The organism is uncultured Halovibrio sp. (assembly GCF_913056445.1).
GTDB classification, from domain to species: domain Bacteria; phylum Pseudomonadota; class Gammaproteobacteria; order Pseudomonadales; family Oleiphilaceae; genus Halospina; species Halospina utahensis_B.
In genome coordinates this window covers 1-25,999 of sequence record NZ_CAJXMA010000041.1, presented here as the reverse complement: position 1 = coordinate 25,999, position 25,999 = coordinate 1, and the positions used below count along the sequence as shown (strand labels likewise).

Sequence of the window (25,999 nt, the reverse complement as noted above, 5' to 3'; positions counted from 1 at the left end):
CATCGTGCTGACCGTCCTGGCCAACCTGATCACCATCGTGTCGCTGCCGCTTTTCACCAATCTGGCGCTGGATCTCTACATGGGTGAAAACGAGGCCATACGGCTGCCCGTGGAACGCACCATCATGACGCTGGGGTTGATCGTGCTGCTGCCCATCGCCATCGGCATGATGCTCAAGAGCCGATTCCCGGAGAAGGCCCAGAAAGCGGAAAGCGCGGTCAGCGTCTTCGGCGGTGTTGTACTGGCCATGCTGGTGGTGGCGCTGGTGTACAACGTGCGCGATCAGCTGGGTGAACTGCTCAGTCAGGCGGGCCCCGCGGCCATCGCCCTGAACCTTGCGGGCATCGGCATCGCACTGGGTCTCAGCCGTCTGACTGGCCTCACCCAGCGGGAATCCATGGCAGTGGCCGTGGAACTCGGCATTAAAAACGGCACCATCGGCCTGCTGGTAACCCTCAACCTTCTGGAATCCGAGGCCATGTCAGTGCCCTCGGCGGTCTACGGCGTGCTGATGTTCTTCTTCGGCTTTCTGTTAACCTTGTACGGGCGCAAATACATCCCGCAGCCAAGCTGACCCGCAAGGAGATCCGCCATGCCCGCCATTGAATTCCAGTCCCGTAATGGCCTCACCCTCAAGGGCACGATTGAACTGCCCCCCGGCGGGATCTGGCGGGCTACGGCCATCTTCGCCCACTGCTTCACCTGCGGCAGCCAGGTCCGCGCCGCCCGCACCATCACCTCGGCCCTGGCCGGCACCGGCTTCGCTGTGCTGCGCTTTGATTTCACCGGTCTGGGCGAAAGCGAGGGCGAGTTCGCGGATACCAATTTCTCCAGCAACCTTGATGACCTGGAAGATGCCGCCGCCTGGCTCACCGAACATTACGCCGCGCCCCAACTGCTGCTCGGCCACTCGCTGGGCGGCTCCGCGGCTCTCGCCGTCGCCGAGCGGTTGGACAGCGTGCGCGCCGTCGCCACCATAGGCGCCCCGGCGAGCCCGGACCACATTCTCAAGCAGTTCGGCACGGACCTGGAGCGGATCGAGGAAAGCGGCAGCGCCGAGGTTGATCTCGCCGGCCGCCCCTTCCGCATCCGCAAAGACTTCATCGACGACGCCCGCAGCCACGACCTGACCGAGCGCCTGCACAAACTCCGGCGTGCCCTGCTGGTCATGCACGCGCCGCATGACCGCACGGTGGGCATCGACAACGCCGAGCAGATCTACACTGCGGCCCTGCACCCCAAGAGCTTCATCAGCCTGGACGACGCCGACCACCTGCTCTCGCGCCGCTCCGACGCCCAGTACGCCGCCCAGGTGGTCTCCGCCTGGGCCGCCCGCTTCCTGGAACCCGAAACGACCCCGGCCCCGGAGGGCGCCCGCGTTACCGGCCGCACCGAGGACGGCTTCCTCTGCCGTGTCCAGGCCGGCCCGCATGAGATGGTTGCCGACGAACCCAAGAACAACGGCGGCACCAACCGTGGCCCGGACCCATACGGCCTCCTGGCCTCCTCACTGGGCGCCTGCACCGTCATGACCATCAACATGTACGCCCGCCACAAGGAACTCCCGGTGGAGCGCGTCACCTGCGAGGTCACCCACCGCAAGGTCCACGCGGAAGACTGTGAGGAATGCGAAACGAAATCCGGCAAGGTGGATGAACTGGTCCGCCACATCACCATCGAAGGCGATCTGACCGAGGATCAGCGCCAGCGCATGCTCCAGATCGCCGGCCGCTGCCCGGTGCACCAGACCCTGAAGAACGAGATCCGGATGCACGACGAGTTGGTCGAGTGAGGCACCCAACGATAAGAGGGTTTCGGCGATACCAATAAGGTTCGATGAAGGGAGGCGGAGAATTCCGACTGTCTCAGAGAGGATGGTACGGGGAGTGCTCGTAGGGAAGCTCTGGAGCCATGGATGGCGGAAGAGCAGCGTACAGGGGTTTGCGCGATCTAGCGCAAACGGGTTTACACGGACGTAAACCCTGGACTTTTCAGCGGAGCAGGATTGCGCAGCTGAAAAGTATTCACAGCGTTTCCCGGAGAGCACTCCCCGCACCATCCCTTGCAGCAAACCACCAGTCCTGAGACAGAACTCAGCCTTTCAACGCCACTCCGCCAGCCGCACAGGCACACGCCGCGCCCCCCAGCGTCCGGGATCCCCATCAAACACCCCAGCACACCGCGTCCCGCAATTGGTGCAATGCCCATCGTGGGTCAGGTTCCAGTCACTGAGCACAAACCAGTCACGCCCGATCAGCTTCTGACCGCAATGATGGCAGTAGGTACTGCCCCCAGCCTCGTCATGCACGTTGCCGGTATAGGCGTACCGGATGCCATTCTTCATGGCCACCTCCCGCGCATTGGTCAGCGTCTCCGCCGGCGTACGCGGATGCTCCATCATCTTGAAATCTGGATGGAAGGCGGTGAAATGCATGGGAATATCCGGCCCCAGGTGCTCCACCACCCACTGGCTCATGCGCTCGATCTCCTCGCTGGAATCGTTCTCGCCCGGGATCAGCAGCGTCGTCAGTTCGAACCACACATCCGTCTCGTTGTGCACGTACTCGATCGTATCCAGCACCGGCTGCAGCTCGCTGCCGGTAATCTTGCGGTAGAAGCGCTCAGTGAACGCCTTCAGGTCGAAGTTGACCGCGTCCATGTAACGGAAGAACTCCTTCCGCGGCTCCTCGCAGATGTAACCGGCGGTCACGGCCACCGCCTTGATGCCCCGCTCATGGCAGGCCTGGGCCACGTCGATGGCGTATTCATGGAAGATCACCGGATCGTTGTAGGTGAAGGCGATGCTGTGGCAGCCCAGATCCTCGGCGGCGCGCGCGATGGTCTCCGGCTCCGCCTGGTCTGCCAGCGTATCCATCTCCCGGGACTTGCTCATATCCCAGTTCTGGCAGAACTTGCAGAACAGGTTGCAGCCGGCAGTACCAAAGGACAGGACCGAGGTGCCGGGCAGGTAATGGTTCAGGGGTTTCTTCTCAATCGGGTCCACGCAGAACCCGCTGGAGCGCCCGTAGGTGGTCAACACGATCTGGTCGTCATGCCGGGCACGCACAAAGCACAGGCCCTGCTGACCTTCTTTCAGCTTACAGGCCCTCGGACACAGATCGCACTGGATCCGACCGTCGTCCAGCTCATGCCAGTAGACGGTCGGGAAACGGTCGCTGGAGATTGTCACGCCCATGGTCTCACCTCCCCCGGTGCTGGCGTTATACTCCGAGTATAGGGCGCCACCCGGGCTCTTGCCCAGCCTTGTTGATGGCGTCGATCGCCCCCATATAAGGGCAAAAGAAGCCAGCCCCAAGGGAGGTGCACCATGGAACAGACAGTTCGGCCACCGGCGGTTTCAGGGCTCTTCTACCCCGCCGAGCGCGGCGTACTGCAGCAGCAGGTTGCCGGTTTCCTGGAAAAGGCGGGCACCGATGACGTGGCCCCGCCCAAGGCACTGATAGCCCCCCATGCCGGCTACCCGTTCTCGGGGGCGGTCGCCGGGGAAGCCTACGCCCCGGTGCGCGCCATCGCGGATCGCATCAAGCGCGTGATCCTGCTCGGGCCAAGTCACCGCATCCCGTTCCGGGGCATTGCGGCCAGCAGCGCGGACTATTTCGCCACTCCCATGGGCAATGTGCGCGTCGACCAGGCTACCCAGGCGGAACTGGTGGCCCAGCGTCCGGACGTGGTCTACCGGGAAGACGCCCATGAACGCGAGCATGGGCTTGAAGTGCACCTCCCCTTCCTTCAGGCCCTTCTGGACGATTTCAGTGTTGTCCCGCTGGTCGTGGGCGATGCCTCCCCGGAGGAAGTGGGAACACTGCTGGATCAGCTCTGGGGCGGCCCCGAGACGCTGATCGCCATCAGCTCGGACCTGAGCCACTTCATGGATTACGACAGCGCGGTGCGCCGGGACAGGGCCACATCCGAGGCCATTGAGAACCTGGCGTGGGAGAAGGTCCGGGATGGCGATGCCTGCGGCCGCCACCCCATCAATGGGCTGCTGTGGCTGGCGCGACAGAAAGGTCTGGAAGGCCGCATCCTGGATCTGCGCAATTCGGGGGATGCGGGAGCCCCCAGAGACAGTGTTGTGGGGTATGGCGCCTATGTCTTCCACTGACAGCCCGATGACCCCCGAGCACCGCAGCATGCTGCTCACCCTGGCCCGGGACAGCATCCGGCAGGGATTCGAGACAGGTCGCCCCCTGGCGGTTGACCCGGCGCAGTGGCCGGAGGCCCTTCAGCGTGAGGGCGCCAGCTTTGTCACGCTCAAGCGCCCGGATGGCAGCCTGCGTGGCTGTATCGGCACCCTTGAGGCCCGCCAACCGCTGGTGACGGATGTGGCGGAACATGCCCATGCCGCCGCCTTCCGGGACCCGCGCTTCCAGCCACTGACGCCCCATGAACTGGATGAAGTGCACCTGGAACTCTCGATTCTCTCCCGGCCGGAGCCGCTACCGGTAGCTTCTGAGGCGGAACTGCTCGCTGCCATCGAGCCTGGTGAGGACGGGCTCATACTCGAGGACGGGGTCCACCGGGGAACCTTTCTCCCCGCAGTCTGGGAATCGCTGCCGGATCCCGGGGACTTTGTCCGCCAGCTCAAACGCAAGGCGGGCCTGCCGCCGGATCACTGGTCCCCGTCACTGACCATCAGGCGCTATCGCACAGAGTCCTTCGGCGAGGATGAGCGCTGACGCGGCGGCAGCCACCACCAGGTGGCGGCCACCAGGGCCCCGAAAACCGTGTACCCGAACAGGAACACCCAGCCCGGCAGGTCATGGAAGATGAGGGCGCTCACCCAGTATTCGATGAACCCCTGGTCGTGCACGGGCTGACCGGCCGCAAGGCGCAGCTCGTGCTCCCAGACAGTCAGCGGACACAGTCGCCCCAGCCAGGTCTGGATCACCACGAAACCGATCGTCACCAGGTGCACCCAGCGGACCCAGGGATTGCGGACCCAGAACCAGCCACGCATGCCACCGATAATGAATAGCACCAGACCGACAACCACGAAGGCCACGATCAGGCCATGCAGCAACAGCACCAGGTCCGCCAGAAGGCCCGGGGCGGGAAGCGTTTGATAGAGGCTGCGCGATGCGTTCATGGGCTTACCCCAGCAGCGCCACGCTCTTGACCTGGGCGTGGACCTCCAGACCCGGCTGCAGAGACAGTTCGCGGGCAGAGCGGCGGCTCACCCGCGCCAGCAGTACCGCATCCCCCACCCGCAACCGCAGCATCACGTGCCCGGCCCCCTGCTCCGCCAGGTCCTCAATGCGGGCCGGCATCACGTTCAGGATACTGCTGTCCTGCGGTGCCGTCAGGGCCACGCTCACGTCACGGGCCTGGACCTGGAGCCGCACGGGCTGCCCGGTTTCCAGCTGCCCCAGTACCGCATGGAGCGGTCCTGCGTCCGAGTTCACCCGCACCACTCCGTCGCGTGGGTCGTAATCGTCCACCACGCCCTCGATAACCGTCTCCGCCCCCGGCTGCCCCGCGATAGCGAGGTCCAGGCGTGCGAACACGTCAGTGAGGGAACCTTCCGCCTGTACCCTGCCGTTATCCATAACCACCAGGTGGTCCGCCAGCCGGGCCACCTCCTCCCTGGAGTGGCTTACATAGATCATCGGCAGAACCAGCTCCCGGTGCAGCCGCTCAAGGTATGGCAGGATTTCATGGCGCCGCGCCTCATCCAGACCGGCAAGGGGCTCATCGAGAAGCAACAGGGCAGGTTCCATGGCCAGGGCCCGTGCGATGGCCACGCGCTGCTGTTCTCCGCCGGAGAGCTGATGCGGCCTGCGTGCGAGGAGATGGCGGATTCCCAGCAGTTCAATGGACTGCTCCAGGCGTGAGTTATCCCCGTTGCCCTGGCTCCGGCGCAGCCCATAACGCAGGTTGCCTTCCACACTGCGGTGGGGAAACAGGCTGGGCTCCTGGAACACATAGCCCACGGCGCGCCGATGGGGCGGCACGAACTGGTTGACGTCCTGCCACGTCCAGCCCCCTACCCGGAGGTGGCCCACGGCCGAGCGCTCCAGCCCCGCCATGATCCGCAGAAGGGTTGTCTTGCCGCAGCCCGAGGGCCCGAAAACCGCGCTCACCCCTGCCCCCGGCAGCGCCAGTGACAGGTCCAGGCTGAAGTCCCCCCGGTCGAGCCGGAACGCCAGCTCAATACTCATAGCCGCACCACCAGGAAACGCCGGTTGAGCGCATAGACCGCCATCAGCATCAGCATGGACATCGCCAACAGACCACCGGAGAGCCAATGCGCGCTGGTGTAATCCAGCGCCTCCACATGGTCATAGACCGCAATGGACACCACCTGGGTGCTGCCCGGAATGTTGCCGCCGATCATCAGCACCACACCGAACTCGCCCAGGGTGTGGGCAAAACCGAGCACAGCCGCCGTCAGGAACCCCGGCGCGGCCAGGGGCACTGCCACGGTGAAGAACCGGTCCATTGGCGAGGCACGCAGCGTAGCGGCCACCTCCATCGGCCTGCGGCCTACGGCGGAAAACGCGTTCTGCAGGGGTTGAACCACGAACGGCAGTGAGTAGATCACTGAGCCGATCACCAGCCCGGTAAAGGTGAACGCCAGCGGCTGGCCGCCCAGGGCTTCCATCAAACCGCCAATGGGCCCCGACGGTCCGAGCGCGATCAGAAGATAGAACCCCAGAACCGTGGGCGGCAGTACCAGCGGCAGCGCCACCATCGCCTCGACCACGAAGCGGAAGCGCCATTGTGTGCGCGCCAACCACCAGGCCAGGGGCGTGCCCACCACCAGCAGGATCAGGGTGCTCACAGCCGCCAGCTGCAGCGTAATCCACAGTGCCGTGAGATCATCGGAGCCCGGCATCAGGGCACCTCATAGCCATGGTCACGGAGAATCGCCTGCCCCTGTTCCCCTGTCACGAACTCGAGGAAGGCCCTGGGCGCCGGTTCATCCGCCAACAGCACCGCCTGCTGCTCAATGGGCTCATGCAGGGTCTCCGGAACCAGCCAACGTGAGCCCCCCATGCTGCGCTCCGGCGCCTCAAGCTGGGACAGCGCCACAAATCCCAGCGCTGCATTGCCCGTGCGCACGAACTGGAACGTCTGGGCGATGTTCTCGCCCATCACCCGCCGACCTTCCAGGGCCTCCCAGAGCCCCCGGTTCTCCAGCACCTGCTTTGCCGCCCTGCCGTAGGGCGCCAGACGCGGGTTGGCCAGCGCCAGATAGGCGAAATCCCCGGTAGCCAGGACCCCGCCTTCCGCATCCACGAGCGATTCGCCGGGGCTCCAGAGGACGAGCCGGCCACGGCCATAGCTCACCCGGCTTCCCTCAACGGCCCTGCCGGACTCAGCCAGAAGCCGGGGCCGGCGCTCATCCGCGGCAAGGAAGACCTGGAAAGGAGCGCCGTGCAGAATCTGGGCGTAGTGCTTTCCGGTTGAGCCGGAGGCGAGGACCACGCTGTGCTCAGTAGCTGCTTCGAACCGATCAACCAGAACTCTGGCTGCTCCAACAACATTACTGGCGACAGCGACCCGGATTTCATCCGCCCCGACAAGGGATGACCCTCCGGCAAACAACAGAATACTCAGCCAAACCGGCACCTGAGCAGCACGACGCAACGCTAACTCTCCCAACAATGCTGATAGCAGGCCAGAGTCTACCAGACCCGACTCTTACGCAGGGTCTCAGAAATGCTAAGCTGGTACACCATTTCAGAGGCCATCATTTCTCAAGGAACAAGGCTTTTTATGCGCGTCATTATCCGTTATTTCTTCCGCTCACTGCGCCTGATCCTTACCCCCATCGTCCTGATCAACGAAAAGTTGACCAGCCCCAGAGCCGTATCCCGCAGCTCTGAAGATCAGGCACGCGTTGAACAGGCAGCAAGCAAGCTGGCGCTCTACCAGTTCAAGGCCTGCCCGTTCTGCATCAAGGTCCGCAAGGAAATGTCACGCCTGGGGCTTCCCATTGAAACCCGCGATGCCCAGAACGACCCGGATCACAGGGCTGCCCTCGAAGCCGGCGGCGGGCGGGTCAAAGTGCCCTGTCTGTTGATTGAGCACGACAACGGCGAACAGCAGTGGCTGTATGAATCCGATGACATCAACGCCTGGCTGAGGAAGCAGTTCGAACCTGCATCAAGCTGATGTGAGCGATGCAGGGACCACCTGCATCGCTCGCGCATCAGCCGATGACGGAAACGCCAATCCAGGCCGGGTGCAGCCAGATTGTGAAGACCACATAGATTGCAAGCCCCAGCACGACCGCTATCGCGTCGTTGAAGCGCGATGCCGGCAAGCGCGGAATGGCCCTTGGTGTGCGGCGCTTCAGTGATATGCGGTCAGCTACAGCCCACGCCAGAAAACCACCGAACAGAAGCACGTCCGCAAGCATGCCGTTGGCCAGAAGGTGCCCGAGTGCCCACGCTTTCACCGCCACCAGCATGGGGTGTTTCAGCGTGCTGCTGATCTTCCCCGGAAGGTAGGTCGCGATGAACATCGGGAACGCAACCAGCATCAAAAGCATGGTGATGTGGGATGTCCAGGCCGGCGTTGTATAGAGCACCACCGGGTCCATGCGGGCGATACCATATCCCTTGACGATGAGCACAAGGCCGATGATCGCTATGACCGAGTAAATGCCCTTGAAGGGCCATTCCCCCATACTCCGCGCCATAGCATCACGCTGAGCCGGGGCCACAATCGACAGCGAGTGAATGCCCAGAAAGAGCACCAAGCCGAGCAGAAGTAGTGTCATGGGTCAGATCCTTTTTTGTTCAATTCGGTGATGCACGATCCCAGCCCCGTAAGCTAACGACGCGCGATGATATAGACCGCGTGGATAACGCCCGGTAGATAACCGAATAGCGTCAACACGATGTTGATCCAGAACTGCAGCCCAAGTCCGACCTGGAAGAAGACCCCCAGCGGCGGCAGCAGTATGGAAAGAATAAGACGGACCACGTCCATACCAGCCCACTCCTGTGAATGACCTATGACTCAAATTAAGCGGTGACAGCCCACCGGCCTCGCAGCAGACCGAGTGTGCCATGTTTTCGCGTACCGGGGCCAAACGGCGTCGAACAGTTTTACACTTTCCACGGCCCGCCAGTCCCACTCTCCCCGCGAGCCTGTCGCACAGCTATAAATCTGAGGATTTTTTAACGCACTGGAACACCGTTTGCCTGAGCTTAAGTGGTCTCATCGACGGACCGCCCCGCTCATTACTGGCAAAGGAATCGAAGAAATGACCATCAAACAATCAGCCCTCGCATTGGGCATCCTGGCGGCAGGCGCGGCAACCGCGGCCTCAGGTGCTTCCATTTCAATTGAAGCTGCCGGTGTCTATAACACCCAGGTCAACGGCGCTACCGAAATCGACTTTGAGAGCGGTGACTGCGGCTCCGCGACCTGCTCCGGCGACTATAACGTTGTTCAGGGAACCGCCGGCGGACAGCACGCCCAGCCCCACGATTTCCCCGAGGACAACCAGTACCTGACCGTGCCCTATGAACAGAGCAATGGCTCGGCAGCTCTGGCACTGGGGACAACCGCCAACTATTTTGGCCTGTACTGGGGCTCCATTGACGATTACAACACCATCAGCTTCTTCCTCGATGGTTCACAGGTGGGGAGCAGTTATAGCGGTAACGACGTTCTGCCGCCATCAGGCGGTGACCAGGAATCGTTCGACGACAACCGTTATGTGAACTTCCACTTCGGCTCCGAGTTCTTCGACACGGTCAGTTTCAGCAGCACGCAGTACGCGTTCGAAAGCGACAACCACGCCTACGCTACGGTCCCCGAACCGGGCACACTGGCACTGCTTGGCGCTGGCCTGCTCGGCTTGGGCATGCGTCGCCGGCGCACCTGAAGGATTCAGGCTGCTGCCACGGCCGCTCCGAAAGGGGCGGCCTTTTTTATGTCAAAACCACCAGACCCCGGCTGGATGATGCCGCTCAACCCGGATACCGGCGTTTTCCAGAAAGTCAATGAATGCCTCCAGATCCTCGGGGTTGAGGAAACGGGCAAGAGGTACGCGCGTGTCGTGATAGGCCAGCATCAGCCTGGGCACCGCAAAACCATGACGGGGCATCTCCATGATCACCCGGACCCAGTGCCGAGGCATGATCCATTCGGAATCCTTCTGGTTGATCCCCTTTTCGAGCCTCACAGTGTCCGGCGTCAGTACCAGGACCTCCTGCCGATAACACTGGCGCGAGGTGTAGTACAGCCCATAGGCCACCACCGCCAACTCCAGGCCCGCGAACGGCAGGATCATCCAGGCGCCCGCCAGGGACCAGCCAACAGCCACCATCAGAGTGACCACGGCGATCAACCCAAAGAAGATGATGTTCCCCTGCCAACTCAGGGATCGGTTGGGGGTCAGGCGCAGTGCCCTGCCCTCCTCGTAATCCAGGTACTCCAGCATGATGCCACCGACTTGCCTAGACCAACCCGCGATTACTCCTTGCGGGGTCAACCCATACTAGCGCCCCCGCAGGCGCCAGACACCCCCTGTTGCAATCCGGAACCGGGAGCTGGTCGTACTCAGCGATGAGCTACAATAACGTCGATGCCATGATCAAGGAGTTCCGGATGCGTTTCCTTTCCGCCCTGATGCTGCCGGTTGCAGCCGCACTGCTTGCAGCCTGCGGCGACAGCCCCCACGAACCCGTTTCGATGGAGTCCGTGGAGGAGGACGGCGTTCTCAGGGTGGCGACCCGTAACGGTGCCACCACCTATTACCTGAACCGCCACGAGCAGCCCTCTGGCCCGGAATACGATCTGGTCCATGAATTCGCTGAGGCACAGGGCTGGGACGTGGAGTGGACCATGCACGAATCCACTGCCGCCGTGATTGAGGCGCTGGAGAAAGGCACCGCTCACCTGGCCGCATCCGGGCTGACCCATCGCCCCTCCCGGAATGAGCGCTTTACGCAGGGGCCCGCGCACAGCGAAGTCACTGAACAGCTGGTGTGCCACCGGGAGGGCCGCCCACTGCCACGGCTTCCCGAGGACATCGCCGGGTTTGAAATCCGGGTGACGGCCAGCTCCAGCTATGTGGAAACCCTCAATGAACTGGCCGCGGAACATGAGGGCATCACCTTCAGCACCAGTGATCGAACCACGGAGGTACTGCTGTCACAGGTCGCCGAACAGCAGTTCGACTGCACTGTCGCGGACTCCAATATCGTCCAGCTCACCCGCCGGCACTGGCCCCACCTCGAGGTTGCCATGAACCTGACCCAGGGGCAGAACCTCGGCTGGTATCTTCCTGCAGGCGCGGACGAGCTGGCCGGCAGCGCGCGCGAATGGATGAACAGCCGCGCCGGCGACGAAGCCATCACGGCCATGGAGAACAAATACTATTCCTACATCGGGGAATTCGACTTTGTGGATCTGCGGGCCCTGAACCGGCGGATTGAAAAACGCCTGCCACAATACCGCGAGTACTTCATCCAGGCGGAAGAGAAAACCGGCATGCCCGCCGAACTGCTGGCCGCCCTCGCCTACCAGGAATCCCACTGGGATCCGGACGCAGTCTCGCCCACCGGGGTACGGGGCATCATGATGCTGACGCGGCGTACGGCCGGTTCACTGGGGGTTGAGAATCGGCTTGATCCGGTCCAGGCCATTGATGGCGGCGCCCGCTACCTGGCGGATCGTCACGCCCGCCTTCCCGAGACCATCCCGGAACCCGACCGCACCTTCCTGGCCCTGGCCAGTTACAACATCGGGCGCGGTCACCTGCTGGACGCCCGCCAGCTGGCACGGGACCTGGACCGGAATCCCGACTCCTGGGAGCAGATGCGCCAGGTGCTGCCCCTTAAGGCGGATAAGCGCTACTACCCCAGCACCCGCTACGGCTACGCCCGGGGTTACGAGCCCGTACACTACGTTCAGCGGATCCGGAACTACAGGGACGTGATCAGTAAGGAATTCAAATAGTACCGATAGCCAGAGCGGGAATAGTCATCCCCCCGGCAGGCTGATAGGCTTGCCCGGGTCGAATCGCCCCTGAAACCAATGTTGGGATCCATGCCTGAACGCCTGATGGTACTGCTGCTGGCTGGTCTCATGGCCAGTTGCGCCTCCCAGCCGCAAGACGTGGCGGAACCACCGGTTACCGTCCCCGAGACCTTCTCGGCCTCCGGCGATGAACCGGCGCCTGAGCGCTGGTGGCGGAGTTTTGAGGATGACAGCCTCAACCAGCTGGTGGCGGACGGGCTGGATGCCAATCTGGACGTGCTCAGCGCCTGGCAGCGCCTGCGCGAAGCCCGTGCCGCCGTCAACCAGCAGTCCGCGGATCTCTACCCGGACCTGAACGCCACCGCTGACGGAGAGATCAGCAACAGCGACAGCAGCGATTCCGAAGAGAGCCTGCGACTGGGGCTGGGTTCCGAATACGAAGTGGACCTCTGGGGCCGGATCAATTCACAGGTCGAAGCAGAGCAGTTCCGCGCCCGGGCCACCCAGGCGGACTATCAGACGGCGGCACTCTCGCTTGCCGCCGAGGTCACCCGCACCTGGTACCAGCTGCGCGCCCAGCGGGCCCAGCTTGATCTGGCCGAGTCCCAGATCGAGACCAACCGCAGCGTGATGAAACTGCTGGAGACCCAGTTCGCCAGTGGGCAGGCCGGCAGCGCGGATGTGCTGCGCCAGCGCCAGCTGCTGGAATCCACCGAGGAACAGCGCCTGGGCACGGAATCGGAGCTCCGGGTGCTGGAGAACCAGCTGGCCGTCCTTCTGGGCCGGGCACCCCGGAACACGGACCTGCCGGCAGGGCGCGGCCTGCCCTCTGAGCTGCCGCCCCTGCCGGACACCGGCGTGCCGGCCGAACTGGTCCAGCGCCGCCCGGACGTGCGCCAGGCCTACAACCAGCTGCAGGCCGCCGACTCGGACCTGGCCGCCGCCATCAGCAACCAGTTCCCGCGCCTGACGCTCTCGGCTTCCGCTTCAACGCAGGACAACAGCGTCCAGGACCTGTTTGACAACTGGGCCACAACCCTGGCCGCCAACCTGGTTGCACCACTGATTGATGCCGGCCAGCGCGATGCCCAGGTGCGCCAGGCCCGGGCGGTACGCCGCCAGCGTCTGTACGATTACGGGCAGACCGTCCTTACCGCCTTCCAGGAGGTGGAAAACGCGCTGGTCCAGGAACGCAAGCAGCGCCAGGCGATAGAGCGCATCAAGCGCCAGCTGGAGCTTGCCGAGACCACTTACGGGCAACTCCGGCAACAGTATTTCAACGGGCAGGTCGGCTACATTGATGTACTGACCGCCCTGACCGACCGCCAGGACCTGGAGCGCAGCCTGATCAGCGCCCGGCGCCAGCTGCTGGAATACCGCATCGCCCTCTACCGGGCGCTGGCCGGCGGCCTTGACCTCCGAGAAGACTCTGCGAGAGAAACAGGATGAACGAACCGATCAACGACAGCGCAGCACGCCCGGAAACCGGCCGCGCCGGCCGCATCAAGACCGCGTTCATCTCCCTGGTGATACTGGTACTGGGGGCCGCCCTGGTATGGCTGGTATTCCGCACTGAACCCACTGCCACACGTGGGCCGGACACTGCACGGGAAACCGCGATGCTGGTGGACGTCACCACGGCCGAAAAGGGGGACTACCACCCGACCATCACCGCCATGGGCCAGGTCCGCGCCGCCCGGGAACTCACACTCAGGCCCCGGGTCAGCGGCCAGATTGTCGAGCGCGCCTCGGCGTTCACCCCCGGGGGCATGGTCGATGAAGGCGACATGCTGGTGCGGATTGATCCCGCCGACTATGAGGCCACCCTCCAGCAGCGGCGCAGCGAGCTGCGCCAGGCCCGTGCGGATCTGGACATCGAACAGGGCCGCCAGAATGTGGCGGAACAGGAATTCGAACTTCTGGGCGAGGAACTGGAAGGCACCAATAAGGCCCTGGTCCTGCGCCAGCCCCAGCTGGAGCAGGCCCGGGCACAGGTGGAGTCCGCCAAGGCTGCCCTCCGGCAGGCGCAACTGAATCTTGACCGCACGAGCGTCACCGCCCCCTTCAATGCCCGTGTGCTGAGCCGTGACATCAGTCTGGGCACCCAGGTCAATGCCGGCGAGGCGTTGGGGCGCCTGGTGGGTGTGGATGAATACTGGGTGGAGGCAACGGTGCCCCAGAGCGAACTCCCCTGGCTGCGGTTCGAGGAACGCAGTGGTGAGGCAGGCGCACCGGCCACCATCCGTAATGACAGTGCCTGGCCCCAGGGCCAGCATCGCGAGGGGCAACTGCAGCGCCTGGTGGGGGAGCTGAACGAAGACACACGGCTGGCCCGTGTGCTGATCACGGTTCAGGATCCGCTCGCCCTGGACGCCGACTCGCCCGACAAACCGCCCCTACTCATCGGCTCCTTTCTGAACACTGCCATTGAGGGAAGGGAGATCCAGGATGTGGTGCGCCTGGATCGTAACCATATCCGCCGCAATGACACGGTCTGGGTGATGGAGGACGGTGCGCTTTCCATCCGGGACGTGGCTATCGCCTTCCGTGATGCCGAATACGCCTACGTGAGCAAGGGCGTTGAAGACGGTGAGGCCATCGTCACCAGTGATCTGGCCACCGTGGTCGATGGCGCCGACCTGCGTACCGAAGAGGATGACGGATGAGCGGCGACCACAACAACGGAGGCTGGACCGGCCCCATTGCCTGGATGGCTCGCAATTCCATTGCTGCCAACCTGCTGATGGTCCTGCTTCTGGGCGGCGGCCTCTGGATGGCCTTTGAGCTTCAGAAGGAAGTATTCCCGGAATTCGAGCCGGATATCGTCCAGGTCTCCGTGACCTATCCCGGGGCCGCCCCCGAAGAAGTGGAACAGGGCATCCTGTTGCCGGTTGAGGAGGCCGTACAGGGGCTGGAGAACATCAAGGAGATGACCTCCACCGCCCGGGAAGGCACGGGCACCATCACCCTGGAGCTGATCAACGGTGCCAACCGCATGAAGGCGCTCCAGGATATTGAACAGGAAGTGGACCGGATCCGCACCTTCCCGGATGAGGCGGAAGAGCCCCGTGTCCGCCTGCAGAATCGCTCCCATGACGTCATGGAGCTGGTACTCTATGGCGACGTGGACATCTGGACCCTTCGCCAGCTCGGCGAGCAGGTCCGCGACCGGCTGCTGGCCGAGAACGGCATCACCCAGGCCACCATCAGCGATGTGCCGGACTACCTGACGGAAGTGGAAGTCCCCCGGCACCGGCTGCGGGAATACGACCTTACCCTGCAACAGATCGCCCAGCGCATCGAAGCCTCAGCCAAGGACATCCCGGCGGGCTCGGTGGCCACCGAAGGCGGTGACATCCTGCTGCGCATGGAGGAACGCCGCCTCTGGGCCGACGCCTACGAGGACATTGTCATCCGCAGCGATGCCTCCGGCGGCACCGTCACCCTGGGTGATATCGCCTCGGTCAGGGACGGCTTCGATGAAACCGGCTTCCACTCCCGCTTCAATGGCCTTCCCTCGGTGGAAATCGAGATCTTCCGCACCGGCACCCAGTCACCACTGACCGTGGCGGCTGCGGGCAAGGAGGTTATGGCGGAGCTGGATAAGACCCTTCCCGACGGTGTCAATCTGCGCATCGACAGCAACCGCGCGGAACACTTCGAGGACCGCATGACCATGCTCCTGGAGAACGGGATCCTGGCCATGGTGATCGTGCTGGTCATTCTCAGCCTCTTCCTGGAATACCGCCTGGCGTTCTGGATCATGATGGGCATGACCATCTCCTTCGTTGGCGGCATGCTGTTCCTGCCTCTGCTCGGGGTCAGCATCAACATGATCTCCATGTTCGGCTTCCTGGTGGTACTCGGGATCGTGGTGGATGACGCCATTGTGGTGGGCGAGAACATCTACGAGTACCGGGAACAGGGCATGGACTTCATGAGTGCCGCCATCCAGGGCACAAAGGACATCGCCGGGCCCGTCACCTTCAGCATCCTGACCAACATCGTGGCCTTCCTGCCGCTGCTGTTCATTCCCGGCGTGATGGGCAGTTTCTGGTGGCCCATGGGGGCGGTGGTGATCGTCGTGCTCGCCATCTCCCTGTTCGAGGCCCTGTTCATCCTGCCCGCCCACCTGGGGCACAGCGGCCGCGGCACCGTCACCGTCTACGGTCACGCGCTGCACAGCGTCCAGCGCGTGTTCTCGCGGGGCTTTGAGGGCGTAATCAACCGCTTCTACCGGCCCCTGCTCGATATCAGCCTGCGCTTCCGCTATGCCACACTGAGCATGGCGGTGGCGGTAATGGCCGTGGTGGGCTCCTACGCCATCAGCGATCACATGGGCATGATCATGATGCCGGAGGTGCCAGCTGACGAGATCGAGGCCGGCGTCACCCTCCCCGTGGGCACCACCACCCGCCGCGCCGGTGAGATCGCCATGCAGATCACCGAGTCCACCCAGCGCCTGTTTGATGAACACAACCTCGATGAGCACGCCGAAGGTATCAAGACCAACGTGCGCGGCGAACGGGCCATCGACGTGGAGATTGTCCTGCGCCCGGAGCATGAGCGCGGCATGAGCGTGAAGGAGATCGTGGATCTGTGGCGCAGCGAGATCGGTGACTTCCGCGGTATCGATCAGATCACCTTCGAAGCCGAACAGGGCCCGGGTTCCTGGCGGGATGACATCGCCGTGGACCTCAGCCACTCGGACATCGATGTGTTGGCCCGCGCCAGCGAGACCTTCCTCGAGCGCATGGAGGAATTCAGTTCCACCCGCGATGTCTCGGACAGCCACGCCGCCGGCAAGCCACAGCTGGATATGACGCTCAACGCCCAGGGGCGCGCACTGGGGCTCAGCCCCGCGGAGGTGGGGGACCAGGTTCGGGATGCCTTCTACGGCGCCGTGGCCCTGCGCCAGCTGCGCGGTACCAACGAGAACGAGATCCGCGTTCGTCTGCCTGAGCATGAACGCCAGGATCTGCGCCACCTGCAGGAATTCGTGGTCCAGATGCCCGAAGGCGGTGAAGTGCCCCTGATGGATGTGGCGGACAGCTCGATGGGCTCGGCTTTCCGGTCCATCGACCGTCGTGACGGCCGGCGCGTGATCACCGTGGGTATGGATGTGGAGCCCAAGAGCGACATTTCCCGGGTGCTGACCGCTATCCAGTCCGAGGTGCTGCCCCAGCTGCGCGCGGACTTCCCGGGCCTCACCTGGACATTCGAGGGCAGCCAGGCGGATCTCCGGGAGTCCACCAGCACCCTCTACGGCGCCTTCATGCTGGCCATGGGCGTGATCTATGCCCTGCTGGCCGTGGCCTTCCGCAGCTACATCCAGCCCGTCATCGTGATGCTGGCCATTCCCTTCGGCGCCATAGGCGCGATCATCGGCCACATGATCCTCGGGCTCGATATTTCCCTGGTCAGCATGATGGGCATCGTCGCGCTGTCGGGCGTGGTGGTGAACGACTCGCTGATCATGGTGGACTACGCCAACCGCCGGCGCGGCAACCGCACGGCTTTCGAGGCCATTTACGAGGCCGGTGTGCGCCGCTTCCGGCCCATCATGCTGACCACCATCACAACGTTCGGTGGCCTCACGCCCATCATCCTGGAGACTTCCCTGCAGGCCACCTACCTGATCCCAATGGCGGTCTCGCTCGGCTTCGGCATCATATTCGCCACCGCGCTGATCCTGTTCCTGGTGCCCTGCTTCTACCTGGTTCTGGAAGACCTGATGGCCACTATCCGGCGATACACGGGAACGGCCTGAGCCCGGCTCAGGCCTTGAGTTCCAGATGCAGGTTCACCGTCCTGAGCAGGCGCTCCCGGTCAATCCAGCCCACAACGCGATCACCCTCCATGACCGGCAGCTGGTTGAGGTTGTGCTCGGTCATGGTGGCAAGCACCTCGGTTGCCTCCGTCTCGGGGGCAACGCGTACCACCTGCTCGATGGGCGTCATGAGATCCGCGATCCGGAGCTCAGACCAGCGTTCACGGTCGGTGGTGCTGGTGTCACTGAGGCTGACCAGCCCCAGGACACGGTGCCCGTCATCCACCATGTAGGAACGCTGGCCTTCAGGGAGCACACGGCTGTGGATCCACTCTTCAACGGTTGTTGAGGGCGCCACACGCGGCACATCCGGAGCCGCCAGCGCCCCTGCCCGGATTCCGCGGAGCTGCTTCTGCAGGCTGAACTGCTGGCCGTGCCCTTCCGCCATGTTGAGCAGGAACCAGGCCAGCAGCATGAGCCAGAATCCGCCAAGCAGATTGCCCTCAACCAGAATGCGCCAGAGCCCCCAGGCGAACAGCCCATAGGCCACCAGTCGACCACCGGCCACGGCCGCGCGCATGCCCTTGCCGGCATCCCCTGTCATCTTCCACACGAGCGCCCGCAGCACACGACCACCGTCCAGCGGGAACCCGGGAACGAGGTTGAACACCGCCACCATCAAGTTGATTACGGCAAGCCAGCCCAGGCCGACAGCCCAGGACTCGGACACAGCCAGCCCGGAAAGTATCCCGAACGCAAGCGCCAGCACAAAACTCACGGCTGGCCCGGCGATGGCGATCCAGAACTCATCCTCGGCGCGTTCACTGTCCTTATCCAGCTGGGCGACTCCGCCGAATATGAACAGCGTGATTGCCCTCACCGGCACCCCCCGCCGGATGGCCACCAGGCTGTGGCCGAGTTCATGGGCGACGATCGAGGCAAAAAACGCAAGCGAAGTAAGCAGCGCAGTGACCACGGCCTGGCTGAACGACCAGGCCGCGAACTGATCCCTCAGCCCCGTGGTCATGGTGAACAGCAACAGCGCGAAGATGACCAGCCAGCTCGCGTGAAGCTCGATACGGATACCCCGGATGTGCCCAAGGGACATCACGGAACGGAACATACCCCTTGGCTCGTGCTGTGAATGATCCATGCGTTCTCTCTTAATCAGTAATGGGTCTGTTGTCTTTCAGGTGTGGGGGATCAGCCACCGAACATCAAGCCGACCCCCAGAATATAGAGCACCATGATCGCCACGCTCTCCGCGCCGATCCGCCCGAGGCCGTAGCGCTCCCGCCGGATCAGGCCCATGATCAGGATGGCGGCCATGACCAGCGTGAGTGCCACCCAGCGTTCCGTATCGGTGGTCATGGTGTGGTAGATGGAGCCCTCCCGGTAGGCAATGTCCGAGGCAGCCATGAAGAGCGTATCGAAGGCGTTGCCACCGATGATGCCGCCCACCGCCAGCGTCAGTGCCCCACGCCTGACCGCAGCCACCGAGGTTACCAGTTCCGGGATGGACGTGCTGACGGCGGTCAACAGGACCCCGACGATGGTCTGGCTCAGTCCCGCCTTGGTACTGATGGTGGTTGCTGCCGGTTCCAGCACCAGGCCCGCCGCCCCGAGGATTGCCATCAACAGCAGAAACTCCGTCCATAGCCGGGCCAGTGGCGGCAGCCGGTTCATGGCCTCGGGCTTGTCCTCGCGCGTATCCCGGGTAATCGAGGGGCGCCACATGGGTGATTCCCAGGCCCCCTGGATCAGTCGCGTGCCGTAGAGGTAGAAACCAATCAGGATCGGTGTGATGGGATGGATCCGCCAGACTGTGGCATCCGGCAGGGTCGGCGCCAGAAGGATCAACGCCAGAAGTCCGATCAGCAGTCCGTTCTGCATCATATTCGGGGCGGAAGCAGCGGCGTGTTCCAGGTTGGCGCGGCGATACACCATGTCTGCTATCGCCAGGAAAAAGGTCTGTACCGCGATGCCACCCAGGGCGTTGCTCACCGCCAGTTCCGGATGCCCCCGGTAAGCGGCCGTCACGGAGAGCACAGAGCCGGCCAGTGACGTTGCAGCCCCCAGAAGCACGGCGCCGGCAGTGGCCTCACCCAGCCCTGTCCGGTCGGCAAGCTGGTCCACCACGCGGGTAATGCGTGTTCCCGCAATGGCAATCACCAAGGCGCAGAGACTGAATACGACAATACTCTGCAGCAGCGTCCAGGTTTCAGGGTTGAGAATCGACACCGGCATTCTCCAGTTCCGGTAGCGCGTGCGCTTCCAGCAGGCGGTCCAGTTTCTGCGTGAACCCCGGACTTGAGGGGGGCGTCGGGTCGGCGGTTACAACGACGGTCAGATCCAGCCCGGGAACCACGTACAGCATCTGCCCACCATAGCCACGACCGTAGTGGGCCTGAAAGCCGTTGAGCGTGGTCGTAAACCAACCGTAACCGTACCGGTCGTCGGTATACCGTGATCGGCCCCGTTCTTTCCAGGATCGCTCGATCCAGTTGGCCGATAGCACCCGCGCACCCTCATGCAGGCCGCCATTGCGGTAGAGCTCGCCGATCTGCAGTAACTCCAACGGGGAGAGCCGCATGTCATTACCGCCGAAATGGATGCCCTGAGGGTCGGTGGGCCAATCCGGAATGCGGATGTTGAGGGGGGTGCCGAGCCAGCGGCGGGTGAGTGTCAGCAGGCTGTCCCCGGTAGCCTGAACCAGCGCTGCCGCTAGGATGTGATAGCTGCCGGTGGAATACAGCATGGGCCCACCGGGCTCCGCCACGAACTCCCGGCTGAGGGCGTAGTCCACCCAGTTGTCGCTGCTCACCCAGGCACCGTAATACTGCCCTGAGGTGCGCTGGAGACCGGCCTGCATGGAGAGCAGGTTGCCGACCGTCACCTCGTTGAGCCGTGAGCTGGCGCCCTCCGGTTCAGTCAGCAATTCAGTGATGGGCTGGTCGGTACCCTCGAAGACACCCCGATCAATGGCGATGCCCACCAAGGCGGAATGCACCGTCTTGCTCAGGGACTTGATGTTCACGGGCCGGTCGAGCGCCGGACCACGGAAGGTGCGCCCGTATACCACCTCCCCTTCCCTAGCGATCAGCAGGCTGCGGATGCGGTCCAGGCCGGAGGCGGCCCGGGTAAGCTCCGTCAGGCCGAGCTGGTCAATCGGTGCCTGTGCGGGCTGTGCCGGCGCAACACCGACCAGCAGCAACACCAGGCCCCCTGTCCAGACAACGTGCTTTCGATACACGCTACCACGCCCGGGCCTTATGAACCCACTCAGCCCCATCAGCATCACCTACGCGGACTCACACCGGTTCCGCCCATTTTCCTTGGCCGCATACAGCGCGAGATCCGCATGTCTCGCCACTTTGCTTGGCATCTCCTCACCATTGAATACGGCAATACCGAGGCTGGTGGTGATCGAAAGCGGCCCGGCACTGGTGTGGAATGGCATATCCGCCACAGCACGTCGCAGCTTCTCCGCCACTGGCTCGGCTTCATGCTGCCCGGCATCAGGCAGAAGCACCATGAACTCCTCACCGCCCCAGCGCCCCAGCTCATCCTCGGTTCGCAGTGCACCCTGAAGCCGCCGGGCCAGTTCCGTCAGTACCTCATCCCCTACATCATGGCCATGGGTGTCGTTAACATGCTTGAAATGATCCAGATCGGCCATGATCAGTGCGTAGGAGGCGTCCTGTCTCAGGCAGCGGGCATGCTCCGCTTCAAGCCGGGCGTCAAAGGCACGCCGATTGACCAGACCGGTTAGGATGTCGGTGCTGGCGCTCTGTTCGAGCTCCTGACGCGCCATAAAGGCCTCAAGTCGTACCCGGTAAAGCACTTCCGACACCACCAGACCAATCGCCATCATGATCAGCGGGTGAAACAGCAGGAGAAACACCTCAACCGGCGCCAACGATGCGCGCATCACTACGACAGCCATTGCCACAAGCGGCACACCATAGACCAGAATCAGATCTCTGGCGCCAGCCGTTGCCAGTACCGCAACCAGTGCGATAACGACAACCAGCCCTTTACTCAGGTAGGCATAGGGGCCATCCGGCTCCAGAAGATGGTCCGCGACCATGCCGGCCATCATGACCATGCCTGACAGCGCATACAGGATCAGCATCGCTCTTGGCCAGAAGCCATCCGGCACACGCCAGCGCAGAACCAGAATGCCTATGGCCGCCACCAGAGGCAGAATCCGCCAGCCCAGATGGTTCCACCAGTGATCCTGCACCCCCAGCTGTGGCCAAAGCTCAACCAACTGGAAGAAAGGAACGATGATCAACCCCATCAGGGCGGAGACAACGGCAAAGCGCCGCGCCAGAAGACGCTGATAATCGTGGAACGCCTCCCGCCATTCGACTGGCAGAAGCTTATACCGATAACGCACTGCACGACCACTAATAGCTAAACAGGAATGCATCAGCCTGGCTGACCTCAATGTTTCCGAGCAGGTGGATTATGTGCCCTTTCACCGCTCTCATCCAAGAGCATGGCTATCATAAGCGGGGCCTGCCCGCATCCGTGGTATCCAAACACCGCGACGATCAGCCTGTTATAGTCTGATCAAAGAACTGACAGGCTGGAGCCAGACATGTCGCAGAATATAAACCTAAACGAACGGGTTGAGCATATCCGTGACCAGACCCCGCTGGATGCCGCCGAGGAGCTGGTGCGACTGCCCGCCGATGATATCCAGTTCATTCTCTCTGGGCTGCCCTCGGAGCAGGCAGTCACCATAGCCTCCCATATGGGCGAAGCGGCCGCGCCGGGCGAGGCGGCCACCCGTGCTGTGCTCTCAGGCATGGAAGAAACCATCGGGGAACTGATGACAGGCCCGACGGCAACGCTGCCGTCGGACTACACCGTCGCCGAAGCTCTGACCTTCATGGTGAAAAGCTCTGATGTCTCCGGGATCAGCTACATGTTCGTGACCGACGCGGATCGCCTGGTGGGTGTTGTGGGGATGCGCGACCTGATCCTGGCCAAGCCCTCCGAAACCCTGGCCAGCATCATGGTCGGCGAGCCCTTCGCCTTCCGACAGGACACGCCGCTCGATGAGGCGATCGACGAAGTGCAACAACGCCACTACCGCATTTACCCGGTGGTGGACGATCAGCAGCGCGTGGTGGGCGAGGTGCGCGGCTGGAAGCTGTATGAGCGCCTCGCCTCGGAGCTCAGCGCCCAGGCTGGCTCCCAGTATGGTGTGGCGAAGGAAGAGCAGATCAACACGCCGGTGTTCGCCGCCTTCCGCATGCGCCACCCCTGGCTCCAGGTGAACCTGATCACCGCCTTCGCCGCCGCGTTCGTGGTCGGGATGTTCGAGAGCACCATCGCGCAGATCGTTGCCCTGGCTGCCTTCCTGCCGGTGCTCGCAGGCCAGAGTGGCAACACCGGCTGCCAGGCGCTGGCGATCACCCTGCGCGGCATCACTCTGGGCAAGATACAGGACTATCCCATCAGCCGATTGCTGCGTAAGGAGATCCTGCTGGGCGCGCTCAACGGTGCCGCCGTGGGCGTGATCGCCGGCGTTGCCATGTTTGCCTATGCGGTTTCCACCGATTCCGCCAATCCGGCCATGCTCGGCTTCGTCATCTTCATCGCCATGATCGGCGCCTGTATGGGCAGCGGTATCTTCGGTGTCGCCGTGCCGTTGCTGTTGCAGCGCTTCGGAGCGGATCCGGCCACCGCCAGCAGTATTTTCCTGACCACCTTCACCGACATCATCGGCATGGGCCTGATGCTGTTCCTGGCTTCCACGCTGGTGTTGTAGCGGCGCCGGCTCTAGCCTGCCTGGCCGTCGCAGTAAGCACGTGTCACCGGATGGGATGAGTTGACGAAGATGGCCTCGCGGGAGCCGGTTTCCACCACACAGCCACAGCCTTCGTCGACCCAGCACACCGTCACCGAATCCGCGATCCGGCGTGCCTGGGCCAGATTATGGGTCACCATCAGGATGGTGTAGCGGCCCTTGAGGGTGCGGATCAGGTCCTCGATGGTCTCGGTGGCGATGGGGTCCAGCGCGGAGCAGGGTTCGTCCAGCAGAAGGACATCCGGCTCCATCGCCAGCATCCGGGCCAGGCAGAGCCGCTGCTGCTGTCCGCCGGAGAGCGAGAGCGCCGGAGCGTTCAGGCGGTCCCGAACCTCCTCCCAGAGCCCGACCCAGCGCAGGCTCTCCTCGACCCGTTCATCCAGGTCGCGCCTGCGGCGCATGCCGTGCTCCCTAAGAGGAAAACGGATGTTCTCGGCGATGGACAGCGGGAAGGGGTTGGGCTGCTGGAACAGCATGCCCACCCGGCGCCGCAGGGTGTCGGTGCGCGTTTCCGGATCGTGAACGGCCAGGCTGCCGATGCGGATGTCGCCCTGAACCCGGCAGCCGGGCACCGTATCCGTCAGGCGGTTGATGCTGTGCAGGAGGCTGCTCTTGCCACAGCCGCTGGGGCCGACCAGCGCCATGAGCTGCCCGGGCTCGACCTTCAGTGCGGCCCGGTTGATGGCGCACTGGTCCCCGTAGAAGACACTCAGCTCATCAATGTGAATGGCCGGCTGTCGGGGTAATGAGGCATCTGCCAGGGTCATCGTGGTCACTCCTTCCAATCCATCATCCGCCCAGTGCCAGCATGCGCTTCTGCCACACCCGGGCACTGTAGTGCAGCCCCAGTGTCGTGAGCAGGATCAGCGCAAGCAGCAGCAGGGCCGTTGCGGAAGCCCGTTCGAGGCCGCCGGTGACATTGGCGGCCAGGTCATAGATGTGGACCGACAGCGCCCGGCCTGAGTCCGTCACCGCGTCCGGCATACGCATGACGTAGCCGGCCGTGAACAGCAGCACAGCAGTCTCGCCAAGCGCGCGCCCGGTCGCCAGCACCACCGCCGCCGCCAGCCCCGGCGCGGCACTGGGCAGGACCACGCGCCCCAGCATGCCAGTCTTTGTCAGTGCCAGCGCCCGGCCGGCATCCCGATACCGCACGTCCACCGCCGCCAGGGCCTGCTGACTGGTCCGTACCAGCAACGGCAGCACCATGCACGCCAGTGCCAGGCCTCCCGAGAGAATCGAGAACCCCATGCCCAGGGTGATCGCGAAGACCTGGTACCCGAAGAGCCCGAACACGATCGAGGGCACGCCGCTGAGGATGTCGAGGCTCAGCCCGATCCAGCGGGACGCAGCCGATCCCGGGGACAACCACTCACTCAGGAAAACGGCACAGCCAAGCCCCACCGGCACGGCCGCCGCCATGCACACCAGCAGGATCCAGCCGGTGGAGACCAGCAGCGGTGCCACACCCCCTGCCCGGCCGGCATCCCGCGGGGCCTCCAGCAGGAAATCCAGCCCCAGGTGCGGCAGCCCCAGCTGGAGCAGGTCCAACAGCATGGTGCCCAGCGGCAGCACCATCAGCAGGACCAGGCAGATGCCGGCGGCCATAAAGATCGGATCGCGCATGCCCCTCATAGGTTGCCCGCTCCCCGCTGGATCAGGCCCATCATAAGCGCCACCGCCACAAGCAGCAGCAGGCCGCTGAGGTAGAGTACTTCCAGGTGAAGCCCGGAGGCATAGCCCATCTCCAGTGCGATGTTCGCGGTTATCGTACGAACGGGCGCCGTCAGCGAATCCGGCCAGCGGATCACGTTCCCAGCCACCATCAACACCGCCATGGTCTCGCCCAGGGCGCGCCCGAACTGCAGCACGATGCCGCTCACGATGGCCGCTCTGGCCCGGGGCCAGAGCACGCTCCGGAAGCTGCCCCAGCGCGACAGCGCCAGAGCCCGCGCCGACTGGAGTGCCTGGTCCGGAATCTGGCTGAGCGCCGCGTCGGTGACCAGCACGCTCAGAGGCAGGATCATCAGGGCCAGAACGAGGATCGCGGTCAGCATTACCGCACCGGGCGGCGCCACGGTATTCACCAGCGGAACCAGTGTAATCAACCCCCAGAGGCCATAGACCACCGAGGGGATCCCCGCCATCAGCCCCTGAAGGGTGCGCAGCCCACCGCGGAGCCAGCCCGGGGCCGCCAGATGCATCCAGGCCCCCAGAACCACCCCTGCTGGGCCCGCGATCAGGAGGGCACCGGCACTGGTCAGAAGGCTGGCCGCCAGCATGGAGGCGAGCCCGAAATCCCCGCCCGAAGGAGACCAATGCGCGCTCAGCAGCCATTCGGACACGGGTACCCGGGTCAGCGCCGGCCAGGCCGCCCGCGCCATCTCCGCCATGATCAGAAGCAGCACAGCAGCGGCGCAGATCGCCATCAAGCCGCTCAG

26 protein-coding genes are annotated in these 25,999 nt (G+C 63.7%); 11 read left to right on the top strand and 15 right to left on the bottom strand.

The features are described from left to right. Together QZ501_RS09410 and QZ501_RS09405 are read left to right on the top strand one after the other, a co-directional pair. A partial coding sequence (locus QZ501_RS09410) for a bile acid:sodium symporter (RefSeq protein ID WP_295718997.1) occupies positions 1-574 on the top strand: 574 nt, incomplete at its 5' end. 18 nt (positions 575-592) lie between these two features. After that, a complete protein-coding gene (locus tag QZ501_RS09405) occupies positions 593-1,792 on the top strand; it encodes a bifunctional alpha/beta hydrolase/OsmC family protein (RefSeq protein WP_295718995.1) in 1,200 nt (399 codons plus the stop codon). Between the two features lie 309 nt (positions 1,793-2,101). On the opposite strand, the gene amrS is transcribed toward QZ501_RS09405, so the two are convergent. Then, positions 2,102-3,196: an AmmeMemoRadiSam system radical SAM enzyme gene (gene amrS / locus QZ501_RS09400; RefSeq protein WP_295718994.1), complete on the bottom strand. Its 1,095-nt coding sequence runs from the start codon at positions 3,194-3,196 to the stop codon at positions 2,102-2,104. Between the two features lie 132 nt (positions 3,197-3,328). Between amrS and amrB the strand changes: the two genes are divergently transcribed. Together amrB and amrA are read left to right on the top strand one after the other, a co-directional pair. Then, positions 3,329-4,123, top strand: coding sequence for an AmmeMemoRadiSam system protein B (gene amrB / locus QZ501_RS09395; RefSeq protein ID WP_295718992.1), 795 nt, complete (start codon positions 3,329-3,331; stop codon positions 4,121-4,123). Beyond that, positions 4,110-4,697, top strand: coding sequence for an AmmeMemoRadiSam system protein A (amrA, locus tag QZ501_RS09390; protein WP_295718990.1), 588 nt, complete (start codon positions 4,110-4,112; stop codon positions 4,695-4,697). Before amrB ends, amrA begins: the two co-directional genes overlap by 14 nt. Here the strand turns inward: amrA and QZ501_RS09385 are convergent. The 4 genes from QZ501_RS09385 to modA are packed head-to-tail and all read right to left on the bottom strand — an operon-like array spanning position 4,661 to position 7,593. Continuing rightward, positions 4,661-5,107, bottom strand: coding sequence for a DUF2784 domain-containing protein (locus QZ501_RS09385; protein ID WP_151439206.1), 447 nt, complete (start codon positions 5,105-5,107; stop codon positions 4,661-4,663). The two genes, amrA and QZ501_RS09385, sit on opposite strands and share 37 nt — an antisense overlap. A gap of 4 nt (positions 5,108-5,111) precedes the next feature. After that, a complete protein-coding gene (modC, locus tag QZ501_RS09380) occupies positions 5,112-6,179 on the bottom strand; it encodes a molybdenum ABC transporter ATP-binding protein (RefSeq protein WP_295718987.1) in 1,068 nt (355 codons plus the stop codon). Beyond that, on the bottom strand, positions 6,176-6,856 hold the full coding sequence (gene modB, locus QZ501_RS09375) for a molybdate ABC transporter permease subunit (RefSeq protein ID WP_295718985.1): 681 nt from the start codon (positions 6,854-6,856) through the stop codon (positions 6,176-6,178). Before modB ends, modC begins: the two co-directional genes overlap by 4 nt. Beyond that, entirely contained in the window at positions 6,856-7,593 is a 738-nt protein-coding gene (gene modA, locus QZ501_RS09370; protein ID WP_295718999.1) for a molybdate ABC transporter substrate-binding protein, read from the bottom strand. The genes modB and modA overlap by 1 nt, the downstream gene beginning before the upstream one ends. Before the next feature lie 147 nt (positions 7,594-7,740). Here modA and QZ501_RS09365 point away from each other — a divergent pair, with 147 nt between their 5' ends. Further along, positions 7,741-8,139: a glutaredoxin gene (locus QZ501_RS09365; RefSeq protein ID WP_295718983.1), complete on the top strand. Its 399-nt coding sequence runs from the start codon at positions 7,741-7,743 to the stop codon at positions 8,137-8,139. A 37-nt stretch (positions 8,140-8,176) separates the two neighbouring features. Here the strand turns inward: QZ501_RS09365 and QZ501_RS09360 are convergent, their stop codons facing one another. After that, positions 8,177-8,749 (bottom strand): NnrU family protein, encoded by a 573-nt coding sequence (locus QZ501_RS09360; RefSeq protein ID WP_151439201.1) that lies wholly within the window; start codon positions 8,747-8,749, stop codon positions 8,177-8,179. A gap of 53 nt (positions 8,750-8,802) precedes the next feature. Next, a complete protein-coding gene (locus tag QZ501_RS09355) occupies positions 8,803-8,961 on the bottom strand; it encodes a YqaE/Pmp3 family membrane protein (RefSeq protein ID WP_151439200.1) in 159 nt (52 codons plus the stop codon). A 277-nt stretch (positions 8,962-9,238) separates the two neighbouring features. Between QZ501_RS09355 and QZ501_RS09350 the strand changes: the two genes are divergently transcribed. After that, the gene (locus QZ501_RS09350) at positions 9,239-9,865 is read left to right on the top strand and encodes a PEP-CTERM sorting domain-containing protein (protein WP_295718978.1); all 627 of its coding nucleotides are present in this window, start codon (positions 9,239-9,241) and stop codon (positions 9,863-9,865) included. A 51-nt stretch (positions 9,866-9,916) separates the two neighbouring features. On the opposite strand, the gene QZ501_RS09345 is transcribed toward QZ501_RS09350, so the two are convergent. After that, a complete protein-coding gene (locus QZ501_RS09345) occupies positions 9,917-10,423 on the bottom strand; it encodes a DUF2244 domain-containing protein (RefSeq protein WP_295718976.1) in 507 nt (168 codons plus the stop codon). Between the two features lie 125 nt (positions 10,424-10,548). Between QZ501_RS09345 and mltF the strand changes: the two genes are divergently transcribed. The 4 genes from mltF (at position 10,549) to QZ501_RS09325 (ending at position 17,734) form a co-directional block, all read left to right on the top strand. Continuing rightward, positions 10,549-11,943 carry a membrane-bound lytic murein transglycosylase MltF gene (gene mltF / locus QZ501_RS09340; RefSeq protein WP_295718974.1) on the top strand — a complete coding sequence of 465 codons (1,395 nt, stop codon included), beginning with the start codon at positions 10,549-10,551 and terminating at the stop codon, positions 11,941-11,943. Positions 11,944-12,033: 90 nt separating this feature from the next. After that, positions 12,034-13,413, top strand: coding sequence for an efflux transporter outer membrane subunit (locus QZ501_RS09335; protein WP_160899530.1), 1,380 nt, complete (start codon positions 12,034-12,036; stop codon positions 13,411-13,413). Further along, positions 13,410-14,630 carry an efflux RND transporter periplasmic adaptor subunit gene (locus QZ501_RS09330; protein ID WP_160899531.1) on the top strand — a complete coding sequence of 407 codons (1,221 nt, stop codon included), beginning with the start codon at positions 13,410-13,412 and terminating at the stop codon, positions 14,628-14,630. The genes QZ501_RS09335 and QZ501_RS09330 overlap by 4 nt, the downstream gene beginning before the upstream one ends. Then, positions 14,627-17,734: an efflux RND transporter permease subunit gene (locus QZ501_RS09325; protein ID WP_295718971.1), complete on the top strand. Its 3,108-nt coding sequence runs from the start codon at positions 14,627-14,629 to the stop codon at positions 17,732-17,734. The genes QZ501_RS09330 and QZ501_RS09325 overlap by 4 nt, the downstream gene beginning before the upstream one ends. Positions 17,735-17,741: 7 nt before the next feature. Here QZ501_RS09325 and QZ501_RS09320 read toward each other — a convergent pair whose 3' ends face one another. The 4 genes from QZ501_RS09320 to QZ501_RS09305 are packed head-to-tail and all read right to left on the bottom strand — an operon-like array spanning position 17,742 to position 22,136. After that, on the bottom strand, positions 17,742-18,887 hold the full coding sequence (locus QZ501_RS09320; RefSeq protein ID WP_295718969.1) for a site-2 protease family protein: 1,146 nt from the start codon (positions 18,885-18,887) through the stop codon (positions 17,742-17,744). A 50-nt stretch (positions 18,888-18,937) separates the two neighbouring features. Next, a complete protein-coding gene (locus tag QZ501_RS09315; protein ID WP_295718967.1) occupies positions 18,938-19,981 on the bottom strand; it encodes a sodium:calcium antiporter in 1,044 nt (347 codons plus the stop codon). Next, a complete protein-coding gene (locus QZ501_RS09310; RefSeq protein ID WP_295718957.1) occupies positions 19,956-21,026 on the bottom strand; it encodes a serine hydrolase in 1,071 nt (356 codons plus the stop codon). The genes QZ501_RS09315 and QZ501_RS09310 overlap by 26 nt, the downstream gene beginning before the upstream one ends. Positions 21,027-21,035: 9 nt before the next feature. Next, positions 21,036-22,136, bottom strand: a complete 1,101-nt coding sequence (locus QZ501_RS09305) for a GGDEF domain-containing protein (RefSeq protein ID WP_295718955.1) — start codon at positions 22,134-22,136, stop codon at positions 21,036-21,038. A gap of 204 nt (positions 22,137-22,340) precedes the next feature. Between QZ501_RS09305 and QZ501_RS09300 the strand changes: the two genes are divergently transcribed. Then, complete coding sequence (locus QZ501_RS09300) at positions 22,341-23,519, top strand: magnesium transporter (protein WP_295718953.1); 1,179 nt, start codon at positions 22,341-22,343, stop codon at positions 23,517-23,519. Between the two features lie 11 nt (positions 23,520-23,530). Here QZ501_RS09300 and QZ501_RS09295 read toward each other — a convergent pair whose 3' ends face one another. The 3 genes from QZ501_RS09295 to QZ501_RS09285 all read right to left on the bottom strand — a co-directional run. Further along, a complete protein-coding gene (locus tag QZ501_RS09295) occupies positions 23,531-24,325 on the bottom strand; it encodes a phosphate ABC transporter ATP-binding protein (protein WP_295718952.1) in 795 nt (264 codons plus the stop codon). Between the two features lie 22 nt (positions 24,326-24,347). Then, on the bottom strand, positions 24,348-25,184 hold the full coding sequence (gene pstA / locus QZ501_RS09290; protein ID WP_295718949.1) for a phosphate ABC transporter permease PstA: 837 nt from the start codon (positions 25,182-25,184) through the stop codon (positions 24,348-24,350). A 5-nt stretch (positions 25,185-25,189) separates the two neighbouring features. Further along, positions 25,190-25,999, bottom strand: an 810-nt coding sequence (locus QZ501_RS09285; RefSeq protein WP_295718948.1) for an ABC transporter permease subunit, incomplete at its 5' end; no start/stop codon positions are given.

Excerpts from the sequence above, each read along its gene's own strand:
- QZ501_RS09320 (WP_295718969.1), bottom strand. The coding sequence starts at position 18,887 with ATGGATCATTCACAGCACGAGCCAAGGGGTATGTTCCGTTCCGTGATG.
- QZ501_RS09310 (WP_295718957.1), bottom strand. The coding sequence starts at position 21,026 with ATGGGGCTGAGTGGGTTCATAAGGCCCGGGCGTGGTAGCGTGTATCGA.
- QZ501_RS09315 (WP_295718967.1), bottom strand. The coding sequence starts at position 19,981 with ATGCCGGTGTCGATTCTCAACCCTGAAACCTGGACGCTGCTGCAGAGT.
- modB (WP_295718985.1), bottom strand. The coding sequence starts at position 6,856 with ATGCCGGGCTCCGATGATCTCACGGCACTGTGGATTACGCTGCAGCTG.
- QZ501_RS09405 (WP_295718995.1), top strand. The coding sequence starts at position 593 with ATGCCCGCCATTGAATTCCAGTCCCGTAATGGCCTCACCCTCAAGGGC.
- QZ501_RS09330 (WP_160899531.1), top strand. The coding sequence starts at position 13,410 with ATGAACGAACCGATCAACGACAGCGCAGCACGCCCGGAAACCGGCCGC.
- QZ501_RS09335 (WP_160899530.1), top strand. The coding sequence starts at position 12,034 with ATGCCTGAACGCCTGATGGTACTGCTGCTGGCTGGTCTCATGGCCAGT.
- mltF (WP_295718974.1), top strand. The coding sequence starts at position 10,549 with ATGAGCTACAATAACGTCGATGCCATGATCAAGGAGTTCCGGATGCGT.
- QZ501_RS09295 (WP_295718952.1), bottom strand. The coding sequence starts at position 24,325 with ATGACCCTGGCAGATGCCTCATTACCCCGACAGCCGGCCATTCACATT.
- amrB (WP_295718992.1), top strand. The coding sequence starts at position 3,329 with ATGGAACAGACAGTTCGGCCACCGGCGGTTTCAGGGCTCTTCTACCCC.
- QZ501_RS09355 (WP_151439200.1), bottom strand. The coding sequence starts at position 8,961 with ATGGACGTGGTCCGTCTTATTCTTTCCATACTGCTGCCGCCGCTGGGG.
- pstA (WP_295718949.1), bottom strand. The coding sequence starts at position 25,184 with ATGCGCGATCCGATCTTTATGGCCGCCGGCATCTGCCTGGTCCTGCTG.
- QZ501_RS09300 (WP_295718953.1), top strand. The coding sequence starts at position 22,341 with ATGTCGCAGAATATAAACCTAAACGAACGGGTTGAGCATATCCGTGAC.
- QZ501_RS09345 (WP_295718976.1), bottom strand. The coding sequence starts at position 10,423 with ATGCTGGAGTACCTGGATTACGAGGAGGGCAGGGCACTGCGCCTGACC.
- amrS (WP_295718994.1), bottom strand. The coding sequence starts at position 3,196 with ATGGGCGTGACAATCTCCAGCGACCGTTTCCCGACCGTCTACTGGCAT.
- amrA (WP_295718990.1), top strand. The coding sequence starts at position 4,110 with ATGTCTTCCACTGACAGCCCGATGACCCCCGAGCACCGCAGCATGCTG.
- QZ501_RS09365 (WP_295718983.1), top strand. The coding sequence starts at position 7,741 with ATGCGCGTCATTATCCGTTATTTCTTCCGCTCACTGCGCCTGATCCTT.
- QZ501_RS09360 (WP_151439201.1), bottom strand. The coding sequence starts at position 8,749 with ATGACACTACTTCTGCTCGGCTTGGTGCTCTTTCTGGGCATTCACTCG.
- QZ501_RS09385 (WP_151439206.1), bottom strand. The coding sequence starts at position 5,107 with ATGAACGCATCGCGCAGCCTCTATCAAACGCTTCCCGCCCCGGGCCTT.
- QZ501_RS09325 (WP_295718971.1), top strand. The coding sequence starts at position 14,627 with ATGAGCGGCGACCACAACAACGGAGGCTGGACCGGCCCCATTGCCTGG.
- modC (WP_295718987.1), bottom strand. The coding sequence starts at position 6,179 with ATGAGTATTGAGCTGGCGTTCCGGCTCGACCGGGGGGACTTCAGCCTG.
- QZ501_RS09350 (WP_295718978.1), top strand. The coding sequence starts at position 9,239 with ATGACCATCAAACAATCAGCCCTCGCATTGGGCATCCTGGCGGCAGGC.